Annotated in this window: 17 protein-coding genes and 2 tRNA genes; 10 read left to right on the top strand and 9 right to left on the bottom strand. The window is 44.8% G+C overall.

The window, feature by feature from the left end; translation table 11 throughout:
• Nucleotides 1–90: 90 nt before the first annotated feature.
• The 3 genes from BLW34_RS09215 to BLW34_RS09205 form a co-directional block, all read right to left on the bottom strand.
• Complete coding sequence (locus BLW34_RS09215) at nt 91–1617, bottom strand: efflux transporter outer membrane subunit (protein WP_256203710.1); 1527 nt, start codon at nt 1615–1617, stop codon at nt 91–93.
• Between the two features lie 67 nt (nt 1618–1684).
• Nucleotides 1685–2113, bottom strand: a complete 429-nt coding sequence (locus tag BLW34_RS09210; RefSeq protein ID WP_090578593.1) for a VOC family protein — start codon at nt 2111–2113, stop codon at nt 1685–1687.
• A gap of 15 nt (nt 2114–2128) precedes the next feature.
• Nucleotides 2129–2353 carry an SRPBCC family protein gene (locus BLW34_RS09205; RefSeq protein ID WP_090578591.1) on the bottom strand — a complete coding sequence of 75 codons (225 nt, stop codon included), beginning with the start codon at nt 2351–2353 and terminating at the stop codon, nt 2129–2131.
• A gap of 409 nt (nt 2354–2762) precedes the next feature.
• Between BLW34_RS09205 and BLW34_RS09200 the strand changes: the two genes are divergently transcribed.
• Complete coding sequence (locus BLW34_RS09200; protein ID WP_256203709.1) at nt 2763–3542, top strand: DUF5995 family protein; 780 nt, start codon at nt 2763–2765, stop codon at nt 3540–3542.
• A 143-nt stretch (nt 3543–3685) separates the two neighbouring features.
• Here the strand turns inward: BLW34_RS09200 and recG are convergent, their stop codons facing one another.
• Nucleotides 3686–5752, bottom strand: a complete 2067-nt coding sequence (gene recG / locus BLW34_RS09195) for an ATP-dependent DNA helicase RecG (protein ID WP_090578588.1) — start codon at nt 5750–5752, stop codon at nt 3686–3688.
• A 62-nt stretch (nt 5753–5814) separates the two neighbouring features.
• The gene (locus BLW34_RS09190; RefSeq protein WP_090578585.1) at nt 5815–6204 is read right to left on the bottom strand and encodes a RidA family protein; all 390 of its coding nucleotides are present in this window, start codon (nt 6202–6204) and stop codon (nt 5815–5817) included.
• Between the two features lie 118 nt (nt 6205–6322).
• On the opposite strand from BLW34_RS09190, the gene murA reads away from it, so the two are divergent.
• A complete protein-coding gene (gene murA / locus BLW34_RS09185; protein WP_090578582.1) occupies nt 6323–7576 on the top strand; it encodes a UDP-N-acetylglucosamine 1-carboxyvinyltransferase in 1254 nt (417 codons plus the stop codon).
• A 57-nt stretch (nt 7577–7633) separates the two neighbouring features.
• Here murA and BLW34_RS09180 read toward each other — a convergent pair whose 3' ends face one another.
• Nucleotides 7634–8302: a hypothetical protein gene (locus BLW34_RS09180; RefSeq protein ID WP_090578578.1), complete on the bottom strand. Its 669-nt coding sequence runs from the start codon at nt 8300–8302 to the stop codon at nt 7634–7636.
• 250 nt (nt 8303–8552) lie between these two features.
• Here BLW34_RS09180 and BLW34_RS09175 point away from each other — a divergent pair, with 250 nt between their 5' ends.
• From BLW34_RS09175 to BLW34_RS09165, 3 genes are all read left to right on the top strand, one after another.
• Complete coding sequence (locus BLW34_RS09175; RefSeq protein WP_090578575.1) at nt 8553–8822, top strand: hypothetical protein; 270 nt, start codon at nt 8553–8555, stop codon at nt 8820–8822.
• 317 nt (nt 8823–9139) lie between these two features.
• Nucleotides 9140–9216: transfer RNA gene (locus BLW34_RS09170), tRNA-Arg, on the top strand.
• An 80-nt stretch (nt 9217–9296) separates the two neighbouring features.
• Nucleotides 9297–9372, top strand: a tRNA-Phe gene (locus BLW34_RS09165).
• Nucleotides 9373–9474: 102 nt separating this feature from the next.
• Here the strand turns inward: BLW34_RS09165 and BLW34_RS09160 are convergent.
• Nucleotides 9475–9750: a hypothetical protein gene (locus BLW34_RS09160; RefSeq protein WP_090578572.1), complete on the bottom strand. Its 276-nt coding sequence runs from the start codon at nt 9748–9750 to the stop codon at nt 9475–9477.
• 854 nt (nt 9751–10604) lie between these two features.
• On the opposite strand from BLW34_RS09160, the gene BLW34_RS09155 reads away from it, so the two are divergent.
• The 5 genes from BLW34_RS09155 (at nt 10605) to metW (ending at nt 14878) form a co-directional block, all read left to right on the top strand.
• Nucleotides 10605–10997 carry a PTS sugar transporter subunit IIA gene (locus BLW34_RS09155; protein ID WP_090578569.1) on the top strand — a complete coding sequence of 131 codons (393 nt, stop codon included), beginning with the start codon at nt 10605–10607 and terminating at the stop codon, nt 10995–10997.
• Nucleotide 10998: 1 nt separating this feature from the next.
• Nucleotides 10999–11268 carry an HPr family phosphocarrier protein gene (locus tag BLW34_RS09150; protein ID WP_090578565.1) on the top strand — a complete coding sequence of 90 codons (270 nt, stop codon included), beginning with the start codon at nt 10999–11001 and terminating at the stop codon, nt 11266–11268.
• Entirely contained in the window at nt 11265–12992 is a 1728-nt protein-coding gene (ptsP, locus tag BLW34_RS09145; protein ID WP_090578562.1) for a phosphoenolpyruvate--protein phosphotransferase, read from the top strand. The genes BLW34_RS09150 and ptsP overlap by 4 nt, the downstream gene beginning before the upstream one ends.
• Before the next feature lie 129 nt (nt 12993–13121).
• Nucleotides 13122–14249, top strand: coding sequence for a homoserine O-succinyltransferase MetX (locus BLW34_RS09140; RefSeq protein WP_177166001.1), 1128 nt, complete (start codon nt 13122–13124; stop codon nt 14247–14249).
• Between the two features lie 20 nt (nt 14250–14269).
• Complete coding sequence (gene metW, locus BLW34_RS09135; RefSeq protein WP_090541394.1) at nt 14270–14878, top strand: methionine biosynthesis protein MetW; 609 nt, start codon at nt 14270–14272, stop codon at nt 14876–14878.
• Nucleotides 14879–14906: 28 nt separating this feature from the next.
• On the opposite strand, the gene BLW34_RS09130 is transcribed toward metW, so the two are convergent.
• Nucleotides 14907–16286, bottom strand: a complete 1380-nt coding sequence (locus tag BLW34_RS09130; RefSeq protein WP_090578555.1) for an AmpG family muropeptide MFS transporter — start codon at nt 16284–16286, stop codon at nt 14907–14909.
• Nucleotides 16283–17056, bottom strand: a complete 774-nt coding sequence (locus tag BLW34_RS09125; protein ID WP_090578552.1) for an exodeoxyribonuclease III — start codon at nt 17054–17056, stop codon at nt 16283–16285. The genes BLW34_RS09130 and BLW34_RS09125 overlap by 4 nt, the downstream gene beginning before the upstream one ends.

The raw sequence follows: 17056 nt of genomic DNA, 5'->3' as shown, positions 1-17056 counted from the left end.
AAAGATCTTTGAAAGACAGGTTATATGATAATCAAATATCTGTCGAAAATATCAGCCTCTGGTAAAGCTCAACTCGGCTACTCCCTATCATCACGGCATCCATCCGCCACCCAAGGCTTTATAAAGCTGAACGACCGATACCAAATGAAGACGGTGCGTTGCCATGAGCGCGAATTCGGCATCGAATAGCGTGCGCTTGGCAAGGAGCACATCCACATAACTAGTAATTCCTCCTTCGTAACGAAGGTCAGCTACACGCAAGGCTGAGTGTAACGACTCGACCTGTTCTTGCTGCGCTTTACGCTGATCGTTGGCGGTACCAATGGCTACCAGCGCATCTTCCACTTCCTTGAACGCCACAAGAATGGTTTGTTCGTATTGTGCCAGCGCCTGCTTCGCTCGCGCTTCCGCAGCCCGTTGTTCAAAACCCAGGCTTTGTGCGTTCAGTAGTGGCCCGGCCAGCCCAATTCCACCCACACCGAACTCGCTATCAGAAAGTAATAGATTGGATAACTCCGGGCTGGCCACTCCCAGAAAACCTGTCAGCGAAAACTTGGGAAATCGTTCCGCTTTGGCCACGCCGATTCTGGCAGTGGCAGCTGCCAAGGTTTGTTCGGCCTGAAGGATATCGGGACGCCGTTGCAACAACTCGGAAGGCAAACCCGCCGGCACTTCGGGTGGTATCAGCTGCTCTGTCAGGGGATAGCCGCGCACGATCGACGCCGGATTCCTTCCCAGCAACACACTGAGTTCATTTTCCTTCTGAATCATGAGTCGCTTGAGTTCGGCTACCCGCGCGGCAGCATTCGCACGCTCTGCTTCGGATTGATCCAGATCGAGGCGGGAAATAACTCCTTCTTGCAACTGCGCCCGGGAAATGGCCACCGATTCTTCCCACGAAAACAATGCGCGCCGGGCGATATCCAGCTGCATATCAAATTGCAAAAGATCAAAATAAGCCTGCGCCACTGCACTGACTAACGTCAGAATGACTGCACGGCGGTTTTCCTCACGCGCAAGTAGATCGGCACGAGCGGCCTCATTGGAACGACGGATCCTGCCCCAGATATCCAACTCCCAGTTTAGGGTTGTCTGTCCGTAATAATTGTAAGGTGTCGGAAATCCAGGAACGGAGAATCCTCCGAGTGTGCCCGCTGCAGGAGCATTGGCTTGTATGTCTATTTTGGGAAGAAAATCCATGCGCGCAGTATTTAAACGGGCCTGAAGCTCCTCAACACTCGCCACGGCCTGTTTGAGATCTTTATTCTCCTGTAAAGCCTGGTTGATGAGCCGCTGCAGTTCTTCATCATGGAGGAGTTCCCACCAGGGAAGATTGGCGATGGAATGTCCTTCCGTCCGGGTCATACGAAAATTATCGGCGATATCGAGACGAGGCCGTGAATAATCGGGTCCCATGGCGCAGGATACCATCAATAAGCTCGGAAGTAACCACACCATACGAAGCCAACAGTGATAGCGTTTCATCCTTGATAAACAAGCCATTAATGACGCTTTTCCGGATCGAGCAAAAGCCATACTGACTATATCAACCTGCTTAAGATTCACAACTGAAGCAACTACCCCCATCAGACGAGAATGCCTTAATTGCAACAACATGCCATTTCCTATTTCTGCCTCTTGGAAAGTGTAAAAAACTGAGTTATGTCCTAGTTCACATACCTGATTAAGACGACTCAGCAGCAACGTTAATCATCCAGCTGATGCCAAAGCGGTCGGTGAGCATGCCGAAACGCGGTGACCAGAACGTTTTGGTCAACGGCATCTGCACTTCACCATCATCGGCAAGTACAGTAAAAATACGGTCAGCTTCGGCTTCCGTGGGCACGGTAAGCGACAGGGAAAAGCCACTAAAATTCGAACCTTCCCGGCATCCGTCGGAAGCCATCAGTGTACTCTCACCGATACGGAAAGTAGTATGCATGATTTTGTTTTCAAAGTCTGGTTGAAGCATGCCGGGCGGGGGAGATTCAGGGCTGTCTTTGTGGCGCAAAAGTATCTCCACCTGTGCACCGAGCGCTGTACCGTAGAAATCGAGCGCCTCTTCGCAGCGCCCACCGAAAAATAGATAAGGTTGGATGACAGTGTTTGGCATGGTAGCTCCTTAAATTTAAGATTCATCAAATAATACCTGGTTCGGCAGGTGAGTTCCTCCAACCTGCCTAACGAAATTACAGCTGCGCCAGGAGAACCGTCCGCTGATCAGGTATTGCGCCCAGCCTTCATAAAAACCCATTTTTTCGTACTGCTCACAATCAGCAATCGTTCCATGCCAGACCCATGCCGTGTATTCTGACTTGCCATCCCCGTTCTCAAAAGTCAAGATTACCGTCATGCATGGCTTCGCCGATAGCGCCATGCGTGGGCATAGATGTTGGTAACTACCAGGGCGCTCGTTCTTGACCACTCTAAGATAGACGCCTCAGTTTGGATATTCATTGCCATCTGGATCGCGCATGGCGTTTTGAAACCGAAATGATCTAACTTTTCTCCCTGAGTTGCAAGCTGATAACGATTCAAAGGTATCGTGTCATAACTGCGTAGTCAATCCTGGCGCAATACGTTGTGCTTTTTGCATATATAGACTGAATCCTTCGCTTATCCATAAAATAGGACAGGCAGGTTAAACAGACTTCGGCAGGAGAATCGGGTAAATTCCGTTATGAAGTCAGCAAGGCTACCTACAGGTAACCAACTTGTCAATTTTTAAAGCCAATACCTGATGAAGGTTAAAGAGAGGCGATATGTCTGACACACGTTTTCCGGCTTCAATTGCAACACCCGCAGAAACGATCGATGATGTCGCTCATCAATTAATCGCGATTATTGAATGGTCAAAACAAAATAATTCCCGCATGGGTTATTTTGCGGCGCTCTATCGCAAAGTCATTTTCCAGACTAAAAAAGGAATCGAGCAAGGTTTTTTTGATGATGGGCCGCGCATGGCGCGTCTGGTTGTGATTTTCGCCAACCGCTATCTTCACGCCTGTTATCAATATCAGGCAGGACAGACGCCAACCCAGTCCTGGGCACGCGCCTTTGATGAAACCAAACATTGGTGGCCCATCGTCTTGCAGCATCTATTAATGGGCATGAACGCTCATATCAACCTTGATCTGGGCATAGCCGTTGCAGAAACGGTGCCGCCCGAAGAATTACCCGACCTGAAAGACGATTTTGACAAAATCAATCAGATACTGGCCAGCCTGGTGGGCGGCGTTCAGAACGAACTGGCTGAGATATGGTCATTGCTGGGATTGTTGAACCGTTATCTTGGTAGCGTGGAAACAACCATTATCAATTTCAGCATGGAAAAAGCACGGGATGCCGCCTGGTTATTTGCCAAGACATTGTCGCCTTTATCCACGGAACAGCGTCGGCAGGAAATTGCGGGGAAGGATACAGGGATTGCCTTGTTTTCCAACGTGATTTCTCATCCCGGCTTTACCGGCTCATTAGTCAACAAAATTATCCGTCTGGGTGAGAAGGGAACAATCCGTCAACGTATTGAGATACTGGAGTAATTCATTAAGCTGGAAGAATTTAGGGTAAAAAAAAACGATTGGATATCTCATCATCTGTAAAATTATGGGTTCTGATAAACATAATCCGTTCGCACAGCTAGAGCAAATTATGTTCGCCGCTATTATTCAGGTCCTCTTAAAGTTCATACCCGCAGATACTCCTTTTTCTCCCCCAGCCAGCGCTGAAGATGGCGTTGCGCAGCTTCAGAATGATGACGCAACAGATGTTCAGCAGCAGCCCGCGCCGCTTCCAGTAACTCCATATCCTTCTGGAGGTCGGCAAAACGCAGCATCGGAATGCCGCTCTGGCGGGTGCCGAGAAATTCTCCTGGACCCCGCAGTTTGAGATCTTGCCTGGCAATCTCAAAGCCATCGGTATGCTCAAAAATGATGCGCAACCGTTCACGCGCAATTTGAGACAATGGTTTCTGATACAACAGCACACATATCCCTGCCTCACTGCCACGGCCAATCCGGCCACGCAGCTGATGGAGCTGTGACAATCCCATGCGCTCTGCGTGCTCAATCACCATCAGCGAAGCATTCGGCACATCCACCCCGACTTCTATCACGGTAGTCGCAACCAGTAGCTGAAGCTCTCCCTGGTTGAATGCAGTCATGATGGCTGATTTATCCTGGGCATTCAGTCGCCCGTGTACCAGACTAATCTTTAAATCAGGAAAAGTCTGGCTGAGTACTTCATAGGTTTCAACGGCCGTTTTAAGCTGCAATACTTCAGATTCTTCGATCAACGGACAGACCCAATAAGCCTGCTTTCCCGCATGGCACGCTTCTCGAACGCGTGCAATCACTTCATTACGCCGGCTTTCATCGATCAGCTTAGTGATGACGGGGGATCTGCCCGGTGGTAATTGATCGATGACTGATACATCCAGATCAGCGTAATAACTCATCGAAAGCGTACGCGGAATGGGAGTTGCACTCATCATCAATTGATGGGGAAGCCAGTTTGCCTGATTTCCTTTGAGCCGCAAAGATAATCGCTGATGAACGCCGAAGCGGTGCTGCTCATCGACAATTACTAACCCCAATCGGAGAAACTGGACTTGCTCCTGAAACAAGGCGTGCGTGCCCACAACCAGCATGGCATTACCCGAAGCAATTTCCGCCAGTTCGTGCTCACGCTGCTTCTTTTTCTGGCTGCCGGATAGCCATGAGACGGTAATACCGAGTGAAGTAAGCCAGGACAGAAATTTTTGATAATGCTGCTCAGCAAGAATCTCGGTTGGCGCCATAATGGCGACTTGATAGCCGTTTTCGATTACCTGCAACGCCGCCAAGGCAGCTACGATCGTTTTACCACTGCCCACATCGCCTTGTAATAGGCGTTGCATCGGATTTGCAGTCGCAAGATCGTGCTTGATCTCCGCAAGCACTTTTTTCTGCGCATCAGTCAGGCTGAAAGCAAGCGATGCGAGTAAGGTTTGCGTCAAATGATTTTTCTCCTGCAAAGCAGGTGCCTGGTAACTTCGTCGCTGACGATAATGCATGCGCATGGATAATTGCTGCGCTAATAACTCATCGAACTTGATTCGACGCCAGGCTGGATGAGTGCGAGATTGCAGTAAAGTCATGGCGGCATCGGGAGCAGGCTGATGCAGCAACCAGACACTCTCTTTAAATCCTGACAGCCGATATTGTGCCAGTACTGTTTCCGGAAGTGTTTCTGCCAGGCATTCGGCGCCATGATTATTCTTCAGCGCTTGCTGAATCAGTTTGACGAGGGTTGTTTGCGTAACCCCGGCTGTTGTTGGATAGACAGGTGTCAATGTGTCAGCCAGAAGTGCTTGCTCATGAACAATCCGACACTTGGGATGAATCATTTCTGACCCAAAGAAACCGCTGCGTACCTCGCCAAACACCCTTACCCGAGTTCCTACCGAATAGGCTTTCACCTGACTAGGATAAAAATTAAGGAAGCGGATATAAAGGATTCCAGTGGAATCCTTTATCTGGCATACCAGTTGCCGTCGTGGACGCGTGATGATCTCACAATGAATAATCACCCCTTCGACCTGAACAGTCTTCCCATCAGGGATATCCTTGATGGGATAAAGCCTTGTCTCATCTTCATAGCGAAGAGGTAAATGCAGAATCAGATCTAATTCATCACGAATACCCAGCTTGAGAAGCTTTTGCTGCAGTTGCTGATTGATACAAGAAAAGAGATTACTTTCGGGCGTATTCAAGTGAGTTGCTTGATTGTTCTTTGTTATTCCCTGTCTGCCTGGATGGTTGCACTATCGCCTTATTACTTAGGTAACACCATCACCGCATCCATTTCCACCAGTGCACCTCGTGGAAGGGCTGCCACACCAATCGCTGCCCGTGCTGGATAGGGCTGACTAAAATGATTGGCCATGATTTCGTTAACCTTGGCAAAATTGGCAAGGTCTGTTAAATAAACGTTTAGTTTAACGACATCACTCAGGCCACCACCGCTTGCTACTGCAACTGCTTTCATATTGAGTATGACACGTACAATTTGTGATTCGACGCCTTCTACCATTTGCATAGTCGATGGATCCAGTCCAATTTGCCCGGAAAGATAGACCGTCTCTCCTCCACTCACGCGTATTGCCTGAGAATAAGTACCAATAGCCTGCGGTGCGTCAGTCGTCTGGATAATTTGTTTATTCATTCTATCTCCTCAAATATTAAGATAATATAACTTCAGTTAATAATTTTCACTGAGATGCTTGATCATATTTCAATGAATCATTCTTTATTACAGCAATTCTGATTACTCAAACAAATTCATGCAAAAACTCGTTATTCACGGTGGTAAGCCACTTTGTGGTGAAATTAACATTTCTGGCGCAAAAAATGCAGCATTACCTACTCTATGCGCTTCATTGCTGACAAATGACACGCTAAAGCTCAGAAATGTCCCCGATCTCAAAGATGTTTCGACCATGTTGAGTTTGTTAAAACAAATGGGCGTATCCATCTTAGCAAATGACCAGTCAGAAACAGAATTATCAGCTGTCCATCTTACCAATCCAACCGCTCCTTATGAAATGGTTAAAACCATGCGCGCTGCCATTCTTGTACTTGGACCATTACTTGCCCATAAGGGGGAAGCGATGATTTCCTTGCCTGGAGGCTGTGCCATCGGTCTGCGTCCTGTAGACCAGCATATTAAAGGTTTGCAAGCCATGGGTGCAGAAATCATGATCGAGCATGGTTATATCCATGCCAAAGCAAAAAAGTTGACTGGAACACGTATTGTCATGGATATCGTGACTGTAACCGGAACCGAGAATCTTATGATGGCAGCCAGCCTCGCTTCTGGTGTGACGATACTGGAAAACGCTGCGCGTGAGCCTGAGATCGTCGATCTGGCGCAGTGTCTGATTAAAATGGGTGCAAAAATTGAAGGGGCAGGAACAGATATCATCACCATTCAAGGGGTCAAGGCATTGCATGGTTGCACGCATGATGTCATGCCTGATCGTATTGAAACAGGCACCTTCCTGACCGCAGTAACTGCCAGTAGCGGAGAAATCCATCTTAAAGGTGCGCGGGCAGATACACTGGACGCAGTTATCGATAAATTGCTCGAAGCGGGGGCCATCATCAATTCAGGAGAAAACTGGATTCATCTCAACATGAACAAGCCGCCCAAATCTGTGAATTTGCGCACAGCACCCTACCCTGCTTTTCCAACGGATATGCAGGCTCAGTTCATGGTGCTCAACAGTGTGGCTGACGGGACTGCCATCATTACTGAGACAATTTTTGAAAACCGCTTCATGCATGTTCAAGAATTGAAACGCATGAATGCGGATATCACGGTAGAAGGCAATACTGCTATCGTGCACGGTATCCCTCGGCTTGATGGAGCGGGTGTCATGGCGACTGATTTGCGGGCATCAGCCAGTCTGGTTATCGCAGGATTGATTGCACAAGGTGAAACGGTCATTGACCGTATTTATCACCTTGATCGAGGTTATGAGCGAATCGAGGAAAAATTATCGCAGCTGGGTGCGCAGATAGAACGCATAAACTAAAAAAACCCCAGTAAATCAATTACTGGGGTTAGATTCTTAAAATTTGAAGTAAACGTATTAGCTGCCAGATAATGGAGCGTGCTTATAGCTAATAACTACTGTAGCTAAGCGGGCATTCAATCCCATAACTGGAACAATCAGCAATTTCTTACCATTAACATCCGACATGACAGTAATTTTACGTTGTTGAAGTACATCGGCCGGATAGAGATCTTTCCCTTCTGCTTCTTCCAGCTTTTTATCTGTCGATACCAGTAATTTACCTTCATCACTGATTAAAACAACGCGCTCCGTATCTTTTAGTTTAACCAGTTCATTCAAATATTGACTGACCTGATCAAGATTGTTGCGAATCAATTCACCGCGCACTGCCCATGATAAAACTTGACCAAAACGGGTTTCTTCCTTGTTATATTGACTGTCAGCATACTCGCGTGCTTTTCTAATCAATATTGAACGCTCAGTCTCAAGGCTCTGAGTCATTTCGGCACGCTCTTTTTCCAAACGGGATTCAGCTTGATTAACTGAGATTTGTTTCCATGCGAAAACTAATAATAGTATCCCTAGAAAAACCAAAAGCGACCATGCTGGCAATTGTATATGCTGAATTTTAGCGATGGGAGCAAATTTCTCGCTCAGTATATTAAATAGTGAAGCAGGTTTAGCCCACTCAATTTTGCTTTTTTCGTTTTGATCGCCTTCATTTTGTTTGTACTGATCTGTCATGAAATAGCTCCTTGTTGATGTGACAGGAAAGAAAGGCTCCAATTATCCACTATTCCGGATTGAAGGAAAAGAAAAGTTCATTATATTTTGTATGTATGCGCAAAGTATGCTGTAAATTAAATTATTTTGTTCTAATCGATAAATAACGAAATAAAAGATTAAATTACAGAAAACTTGCTAAGGTGAAAATTTATGCTCTTATCTTATAACCCAAATGGGCTGTCGGTGATGGTACGCTGGGTTGGAAAGCTTGTATAGCCAAGCCTTCTGGCCTGGAACTGATCAGCAGCGTTACTCGGTGCATAAGACTGCCAATATATTGGAAAAGCTGCCAAAAGCAATGGAGTGTCTGGACAAAGACAGAGCTTCCTTGTTGGCTATGGCATTCAAATTAATGGAAACAGCGCAGAAAGAAAGGTTTCGGTTAAAAGTCTATAAGCTGTTAACTGAGGCCATCTCCAGCGTTAAATTTGTTGACAGCATTAAACAAACAGGAGATCAGAAACAGGTAGTCGCTTGAGTTTCCATACACCAGATTCGACTATAGCTCCATTTAAACTAATTTAATTGCAACTCTCAGGATGACGACCTTTAGCGACTCATTCTTTAGTATTTTGGTGTCATTATTGTGGCTCCATTGTACATTGAAGGCGAGGAGCTATTTCTTGACAAAAAAAACTAAATGTAACATCATGCCCGGCTTGTTGCGAAGAATCGCCTGGTAAAGAATTTTAAAGGTGGATGTTTTAATTTTTTACTAATGGTTTGATATAATGATGTTCTGTTAACTAGTCGTAAGAGCAGCAGTAGAAACATGTTAGGGAAACTAGTATAGTAGCGCCCGTAGCTCAGTTGGATAGAGTACTTGGCTACGAACCAAGGGGTCGTGGGTTCGAATCCTGCCGGGCGCGCCACTTTTTGCTTTTTTCCTAACTAGTTATAGTCATAAGGAAATATATTATATTTTTATTGTATAGTAGCATTAGGTAAGAGAGGCCAAGTAGCTCAGTTGGTAGAGCAGAGGACTGAAAATCCTTGTGTCGGTGGTTCAATTCCGCCCTTGGCCACCAATAAAAACAATATGTTACATATGAATCCAATCTGTTATTTGCTCCGCAATCGCCCTACTTAGTAGGTGTAAATTCTCACACTATTTGGTATTGTTTTTCGCTTTATTTGGTCCTGCTGATTACCTCTTCAAAGCGATTGTAACTCGCCAGCCCTGGAAAATAAGACCGCTCATTCCTCAATACCTGATTCAGGTAATAGTCCTTAGTCCGGCATCCGGGCAGATGAAACCCCACCACGATCGCCATGACTTCACTAAGACACAGTTCCCCTCGTCGCTGACGCGGCTTTAGCGAGGATTCCAGCAAGCGCTGCTCCCACCACGACTCAAACTCCTGGCAAAAGTCGTCTATCGCACAAAAAATCGCTATAGTATCCATCGGAACCTGAATCCTCTAGTGATGAAGCTCTTTCCCAAAATCGTTTCATCATAAGGAATTCCGATTCCTTTTACAGGTTTTCTTGCGTCGAACTCACGTTAACTTAACTTCAATGGCCACAGCCAGTATCTTGCAGGCTCCTTCCCGCAGAATTTCTCTGCAGGAGATCATGCACATTTGGTTTACCCAGCTTAAAAAGATTACTATCTGTCATAGTGGTGGGTTCCTTCTATTGGTGGTTGATCTGGCGAGATCGTTGCCAACAGGTTACACCGCTTCCTTCTCCTGCCAACACTAGAAATGATTGTAGATCCCACCCTGAAAGGAATACCTTTAAGTATAATCATAAGCAATTAAATTAATGATCATCTTTATATACTGCTTTGCAGCAGCTTCGCTAATATCGAATAGATCAGGCAAGCAAGGTTGCGTACTTTATCGAAACAAGCGCACAATCTCTGGTAATAAGCACCTCGTATTGGCTGACTGATTCATAAGATGGCCGTTGCTATATGCGTAATGCTTATGCCGCGTGGTTAGTTATCCGTTTGACTATTTCTGGCTGCACCTTGTCGCTCCATATAAAAATAAAAATTTTTGGTATGTTAAACCCGAATATTTCATAAATTGGCACGTGTCCTCACTTGCCTTTTGATTCATAAGAAAGATTTTGCTCAGTCGGGTGTATGAGTCACCACACCACTCCTTCTCAAAACTTCCCTATTAATCAAAATCCTGCGTGATCATCACGCGAATTTATGAAATATTCGGGTTAAAGACGGAATAGGATAATCTCGGCAATGATAAAATTCAAAACTTGGTTTCTAAATTTTAGACATAAATAAAAAGGTTGGATGATCGGAATTTTAATTATTTCTCATGATAAGCTGGGTGAAAGTTTTACTCACTGCGCAACTCATATTATGGGAGAAGAACCACAGAAACTGATATATCAAGCTATTTCCATTCAAGATGAACCTGATGAAGTTGTTACTCAAGCTAAGGAATTAATTAAGGAGCTTGATCAAGGTGATGGTGTATTGGTAATGACGGATATTTATGGCGCAACTCCCTGTAATATCGCTAGTCGATTGATTCAATCTGGAAAAGTAGAGTGCCTTACAGGTATGAACTTACCCATGCTTGTTCGCGCATTAAATTATCGGCATGAGTCACTTTCAGTTGTTGTGGAGAAAGCACTTGCTGGAGGTAAAGAAGGGGTCATGCATATTTTCCGTGGATGCTGAGATGCTACTTAAAGAAATTACCATTATTAATAAACTCGGTCTGCATGCTCGTGCTTCTGCAAAACTTACACGTTTAGCAAGTCAATTCCAAAGTGAGGTATGGCTCATACGTAACGGTCGTAGAGTCAATGCAAAAAGTATTATGGGTGTGATGACACTCGCTGCAAATAAAGGATCGGCAGTTGAAATTGAAATAACCGGAACTGACGAGGCTGAGGCCATGCAGGCATTGATTGCCCTCATCAATGATTACTTTGGGGAAGGCGAATGAGCTTCATATTGCATGGCGTAGGCGCCTCCGACGGTATTGCTATTGGACATGCGCATCTTGCTTCTCCTGCCGCACTTGATGTAGCACATTATTTAATCCCTAAGAACCAAATAGACAAAGAAATAGCACGATTGACCAATGCGTTCGCAACTGTACGCAAAGAACTGGAGAAACTACAATCGTCGGCAAATCAAGGACCCGCATTTGCTGAATTCAATGCTTTTCTTGAATTGCATCATATGATTCTGGATGATCCAACACTTAGTTCTGCAGCAATCACTTGTATTGCTCAGACACAGTGTAATGCAGAATGGGCTGTTACTCAGCAGATGGAAGTATTACTTGCTCAGTTTGAAGAAGTTGAAGATGCTTATTTACGAGAGCGCAAAACTGATGTTATTCAGGTTGTCGAACGGGTATTAAAAGTTTTATTGGGGCACCCGGGTTACATTCCCCCTCCCCTAAAGCATGATGGTAACAGTATCCTGGTTGCCCATGATCTAAGCCCGGCAGATGTCATGCAATATAAACAGCATCAATTTGCTGCTTTTCTTACTGATTTAGGAGGGGTGACTTCTCATACTGCAATCATAGCTCGCAGCCTAAATATTCCTTCAATCGTAGCAATGCAGCATGCACGCCAACTTATTTACAATAATGACAATTTAATAGTAGATGGCGGTCAAGGAATTGTAATTGTTAATCCTGATAAATATGTGCTTACCGAATACCGTTTAAAGCAGAACCAGCTGGATCTGGAAAAACGTAAGCTCAAACGCCTCAGATCTATTCCCACTACGACGCTCGATGGTACTTTTATAGAATTACATGCCAATATTGAGTTACCTCAAGATGTTGAGCAGGTCAAAGAGAGTGGTGCCACAGGTATTGGTTTATTTCGCAGTGAATTTCTTTTTCTCAATCGAGATGATTTACCCAGCGAGGATGAGCAGTTTGAAGCTTATTCCACTGTCGCACAAAGTATGCGTGGATTGCCAGTTACGATACGCACCTTCGATCTAGGTGCTGATAAGAATCTTAAAAATAGCTATCGATCTGCAATCAATCCTGCGCTGGGATTACGTGCAATTAGACTGAGCTTAGTAGAGCAAGCCATGTTTCTAACTCAATTACGCGCCATATTGAGAGCTTCTGCCCATGGTCAGATTCGCATTCTAATCCCAATGCTCTCAAGCGATTATGAAATCAATCAGACTTTACAGCATATCGAGCATGCCAAACAAAGCTTGCATGATGAAAAAAAAGCTTTCGATGAGAATATTAAGATCGGAGGAATGATTGAAATTCCAGCTGCAGCACTATGCCTTGAAATGTTCATACGTAAACTGGATTTTTTATCCATTGGTACTAATGATTTGATCCAATATACGCTGGCTATTGATCGAGCGGATGACACTGTTGCTCATCTTTATGATCCATTGCATCCCTCTATACTTTGGCTATTGGCACGAATTATTTATACTGCCAATCGCGCCAATATGCCTGTTTCCATCTGTGGAGAGATAGCAGGTGATATTCAATACACTCGATTACTGCTAGGACTGGGATTACAACAACTCTCCATGTATCCGGCACAAATCCTAAATGTTAAGCATGAGATTCTGAAAAGTCATTTACCAAGCATCATGCCGATAATCCAAAAAATTCTTAGAACTGATGAATCTGAAAAAATTCATGGATTATTATCAAAGTTAAATAATTAGCTTTTTTATTTTAAAATAATCACGACGTTAAAAATGCTAAATCCTATAAGGATTTTTGACGATATAATGCTTACTTGACATAAGTATTTGATAATTTTACATAGAACTTCCTAAAATCTTCTCATCTTCATGCATGATTCAGACTCTATCGGCATCGTTACACCACAACGGGTTTGCTTCGACACACCACTTAGTTTGGAAAGCGGCGCAATATTGGATAATTACGAGCAAGTCTATGAAACCTATGGTGAATTGAATGCAACCGGATCCAATGCTGTATTAATTTGCCATGCACTCTCTGGTAATCATCATGTTGCGGGTGTTTATGCTGATAATCCAAAGAATGTAGGTTGGTGGAATAACATGATTGGTCCTGGAAAACCTATTGATACACGTAAATTTTTTGTGATTGGTGTAAACAACATAGGTGGTTGCCATGGCTCAACCGGTCCCGCGAGTATCAATAAAAAAACGGATAAGCATTATGGTGCCGATTTTCCCATGGTGACAACGATAGATTGGGCTGAAACTTATGTGCGATTGGCTGAGAAGCTTGGCATTGACCAATTTGCAGCAGTTGTTGGTGGGAGTCTTGGGGGTATGTCGGTTATGCAGTTAGCACTCCATGCGCCTGAAAGAATTCGGCATGCTATCGTTATTGCTGCTGCAGCCAAATTGACGGCACAAAATATCGCATTCAATGATGTTGCACGTCAAGCGATCATTACCGATCCCGATTTTCACGGTGGTGATTATTATTCTCATGGCACACTACCGCGCAGGGGGCTGCGCCTTGCTCGCATGCTGGGGCACATTACTTATTTATCCAATGATTCCATGGCGGAGAAATTCGGACGCGAGTTGCGAACAGGATCGCTTAGCTTCAATTTTGATGTTGAATTTCAGATTGAATCTTATTTGCGCTATCAAGGAGACAAATTTGCAGATCAGTTTGATGCTAATACTTATTTACTCATGACGAAAGCATTGGATTATTTTGATCCCGCACGAGATTATGATGACAATTTAAGTGCAGCCTTTCATTGTGCCAAGGCGAACTTTCTAGTGCTTTCATTTAGTTCTGATTGGCGTTTCTCACCTGAGCGCTCACGCAGTATTGTTAAGGCATTACTGGATAATAAACTTAACGTGAGTTACGCAGAAATACACACCAGGCATGGTCACGATTCCTTTCTCATGAAAGATGAGCACTACCACCAATTGGTACGGGCTTATATGAACAAAATCATCATATAAAATCTTTCAACGGAAACTCAATGGTTAAAATACTCTCTTCCCTTTCCCTCTCGCGACCTGACTTTGCTACCATTGCTGCCTGGATCAGACCAGGATCGAAAGTGCTCGATCTTGGGTGCGGTGATGGCACATTGCTCCAATATTTGCAAGAGACGCTAGGTGTGCATGGTTATGGCGTGGAAATTGATGATGCCAATGTACTAGCGTGCCTCAATAATGGAATTAATGTCATCCAGAGCGACTTGGAATCGGGTTTATCAGGTTTTGAATCAGATTCATTTGATTACGTTATTCTGTCGCAAACATTGCAAGCGATGAAAAACACGGAAAATATCATTCAGGAAATGCTCCGTGCAGGCAAAGAAGGTATCGTCACCTTTCCTAATTTTGGCTACTGGAAAAATAGATTGCAAGTTTTATTGGGTCATATGCCCGTTTCACAAACCTTGCCTTATGAGTGGTTTGATACGCCCAATATTCACTTATGTACCTTAGGTGATTTTGAACAATTTTGTCATCAGCATGAGGTGCATATCCTGGAACGACGGGTTATGAGTGGTAACCGGCAAATTACCCTTGCCCCCAATCTTTTTGGAATGCTTGCATTTTATCGCTTTACCCGAAGGTAATTTGCCTAAGGAATGATATAGATCACGCTTACGATGAGACAGGTGTTTTAAATTCGATTCGCCCCACCATCCATACCAAAATCAGCACCGGTAAGCCGAGTAATGCAGTTCCCATAAAAAATAGTGCATACCCATAGGCATCTACAAATTGCCCACTAAAGCCGGCAATAAATTTGGGTAACAGCAACATCACTGAACTAAATAACGCGTATTGCGTCGCTGAATAGGCAGAATTGGTCAATCCTGAAAGATAGGCGATGAAAGCTGAAGAAGCAATGCCAGCAGAAAGATTATCTGCGGAAATAGTAAATATTAATCCAACGATATCGTGTCCTCGCAGAGATAGCCAGACAAATAACAAATTCGTCGCTGCGGATAAGACTGCACCAAGGAATAGAGTTTTAATCACACCAAACCTGGCGGTCAATACCCCCCCTACTGCCGCGCCTAAAAGTGTCATGATGACACCGTATACTTTGGAAACAGTTGCCACTTCATCCTTGGTATACCCCATATCAACATAGAAGGGGTTGCTCATCACGCCCATTACTACATCCGAGATACGGTAAACAGCAATCAGTGTCAGTATCAAGAAGGCATGATAGCCGTGCCGCACGATAAAGTTTTGGAAAGGTGCAATCATTGCGCTATATAGCCAGGTCAGTAATCGCGTAAGGCGCGCATTCAAATTCCAACGGGTAATCATTTGACTAGCCTGCCTTTCATTTTCTGCGGCAAGGTGATTAATTGGAACATCAGGCTCTTGAATAATCAATGTAGTAATGATGCCAATCGCCATACAGGCAGCCATGATCAGATAGGCAATCTGCCATGATTGATAGTCATAATCAGTTGGGGAAGCATCCAGCGATGCCGCAATCCACAGCACACCTGCTGAAGCCAGTATCATCGCTAAACGATAACCTCCTTGGTAAGTAGCCGCCATTGCGCCTTGCAGCCTTAATTCAACGGCTTCGATCCGATAAGCATCTAGTGCAATGTCTTGTGTGGCGGAGGCAAAAGCCACTGCCAATGCAAAAAAAACCATGTGTGATAGATTCTCGAGTGGATCAGTACTGGCCATACCTACCAATGCGATCGCTATCGTGATCTGCGAAAGCAGCAACCAGGCACGGCGTCGACCCAATAACCGCGTCAGTAGCGGCAATGGCAGACGGTCAACCAAGGGCGACCACATCCATTTAAAACCATAAGCAAGACCAATCCAGCTCAAATGACCTATGGTGGCACGATCGATACCTGCCTCTCTTAGCCAGAAGGATAAGGTACCCAGTATCAGTAACAAGGGCAATCCGGCTGAAAAACCTAATGCCAACATTCCAACCACTCTGGGGTGGGCATAGATACGGCATATGCTCAACCAGCTAGCAACGGTGGTATTAATCATAGATGATGATCGTAATCAATAATTAACGGAGCATGATCCGAGAAGCGTTCCTGCTTGTAAATGGAAACGCTGGTCGCTTTGTCGGCAATCGAGGGTGTAGCAATCTGGTAATCGATACGCCACCCTACATTTTTAGCCCATGCCTGCCCGCGATTTGACCACCAGGTATATTGCTCCGGTGATTGATCAATTTTCCGGAACACATCAATGAATTTCAATTCTTCAAAAACTGTTGTCAACCAGGCACGTTCTTCCGGCAGGAAACCAGAATGCTTTTGGTTGGCGCGCCAGTTCTTCAGATCAATTTCCTTGTGGGCGATATTCCAGTCTCCACACAAAATAATCTCCCTGCCACTGTGAGCCAGTGCCTGCAAAATCGGGAAAAATCGCTCCATAAAAAAGAATTTGATAGCCTGCCGGTGTTCACCACTCGACCCTGAAGGAAGATAAATCGATATGATGCTCAAATCACCAAAATCGGCACGTAAATATCGTCCTTCTGAATCGATTTCCGGGATTCCTACGCCTTCAATGATTTTGTCAGGCTCATGACGAGAATACAATCCCACTCCACTGTAGCCTTTTTTATCTGCGCAATGAAAGTAACCGTGATAACCATCTGGGACTTTCATTTCACTCGTCATATCATCAGGTTGAGCTTTCAGTTCCTGAACGCACACGATATCAGCCTGCTGCGTAGGCATCCATTGAAAAAAACCTTTATTAGCTGCAGCACGTATACCATTCAAGTTAGCCGTTATAATTCGCAT

It is taken from the genome of Nitrosomonas sp. Nm58 (assembly GCF_900107335.1).
GTDB lineage: Bacteria > Pseudomonadota > Gammaproteobacteria > Burkholderiales > Nitrosomonadaceae > Nitrosomonas.
Note: the sequence above shows the minus strand (reverse complement) of the source record. Positions and strands in the feature narration are given on the sequence as shown.

Coding starts and splice junctions, on each gene's coding strand:
- BLW34_RS09215 (WP_256203710.1), bottom strand. CDS start 1,617: ATGTTGTTGCAATTAAGGCATTCTCGTCTGATGGGGGTAGTTGCTTCA.
- BLW34_RS09210 (WP_090578593.1), bottom strand. CDS start 2,113: ATGCCAAACACTGTCATCCAACCTTATCTATTTTTCGGTGGGCGCTGC.
- BLW34_RS09205 (WP_090578591.1), bottom strand. CDS start 2,353: ATGACGGTAATCTTGACTTTTGAGAACGGGGATGGCAAGTCAGAATAC.
- BLW34_RS09200 (WP_256203709.1), top strand. CDS start 2,763: ATGTCTGACACACGTTTTCCGGCTTCAATTGCAACACCCGCAGAAACG.
- BLW34_RS09190 (WP_090578585.1), bottom strand. CDS start 6,204: ATGAATAAACAAATTATCCAGACGACTGACGCACCGCAGGCTATTGGT.
- murA (WP_090578582.1), top strand. CDS start 6,323: ATGCAAAAACTCGTTATTCACGGTGGTAAGCCACTTTGTGGTGAAATT.
- BLW34_RS09180 (WP_090578578.1), bottom strand. CDS start 8,302: ATGACAGATCAGTACAAACAAAATGAAGGCGATCAAAACGAAAAAAGC.
- BLW34_RS09160 (WP_090578572.1), bottom strand. CDS start 9,750: ATGGATACTATAGCGATTTTTTGTGCGATAGACGACTTTTGCCAGGAG.
- BLW34_RS09155 (WP_090578569.1), top strand. CDS start 10,605: ATGATCGGAATTTTAATTATTTCTCATGATAAGCTGGGTGAAAGTTTT.
- BLW34_RS09150 (WP_090578565.1), top strand. CDS start 10,999: ATGCTACTTAAAGAAATTACCATTATTAATAAACTCGGTCTGCATGCT.
- ptsP (WP_090578562.1), top strand. CDS start 11,265: ATGAGCTTCATATTGCATGGCGTAGGCGCCTCCGACGGTATTGCTATT.
- BLW34_RS09140 (WP_177166001.1), top strand. CDS start 13,122: ATGCATGATTCAGACTCTATCGGCATCGTTACACCACAACGGGTTTGC.
- metW (WP_090541394.1), top strand. CDS start 14,270: ATGGTTAAAATACTCTCTTCCCTTTCCCTCTCGCGACCTGACTTTGCT.
- BLW34_RS09130 (WP_090578555.1), bottom strand. CDS start 16,286: ATGATTAATACCACCGTTGCTAGCTGGTTGAGCATATGCCGTATCTAT.
- BLW34_RS09125 (WP_090578552.1), bottom strand. CDS start 17,056: ATGCGAATTATAACGGCTAACTTGAATGGTATACGTGCTGCAGCTAAT.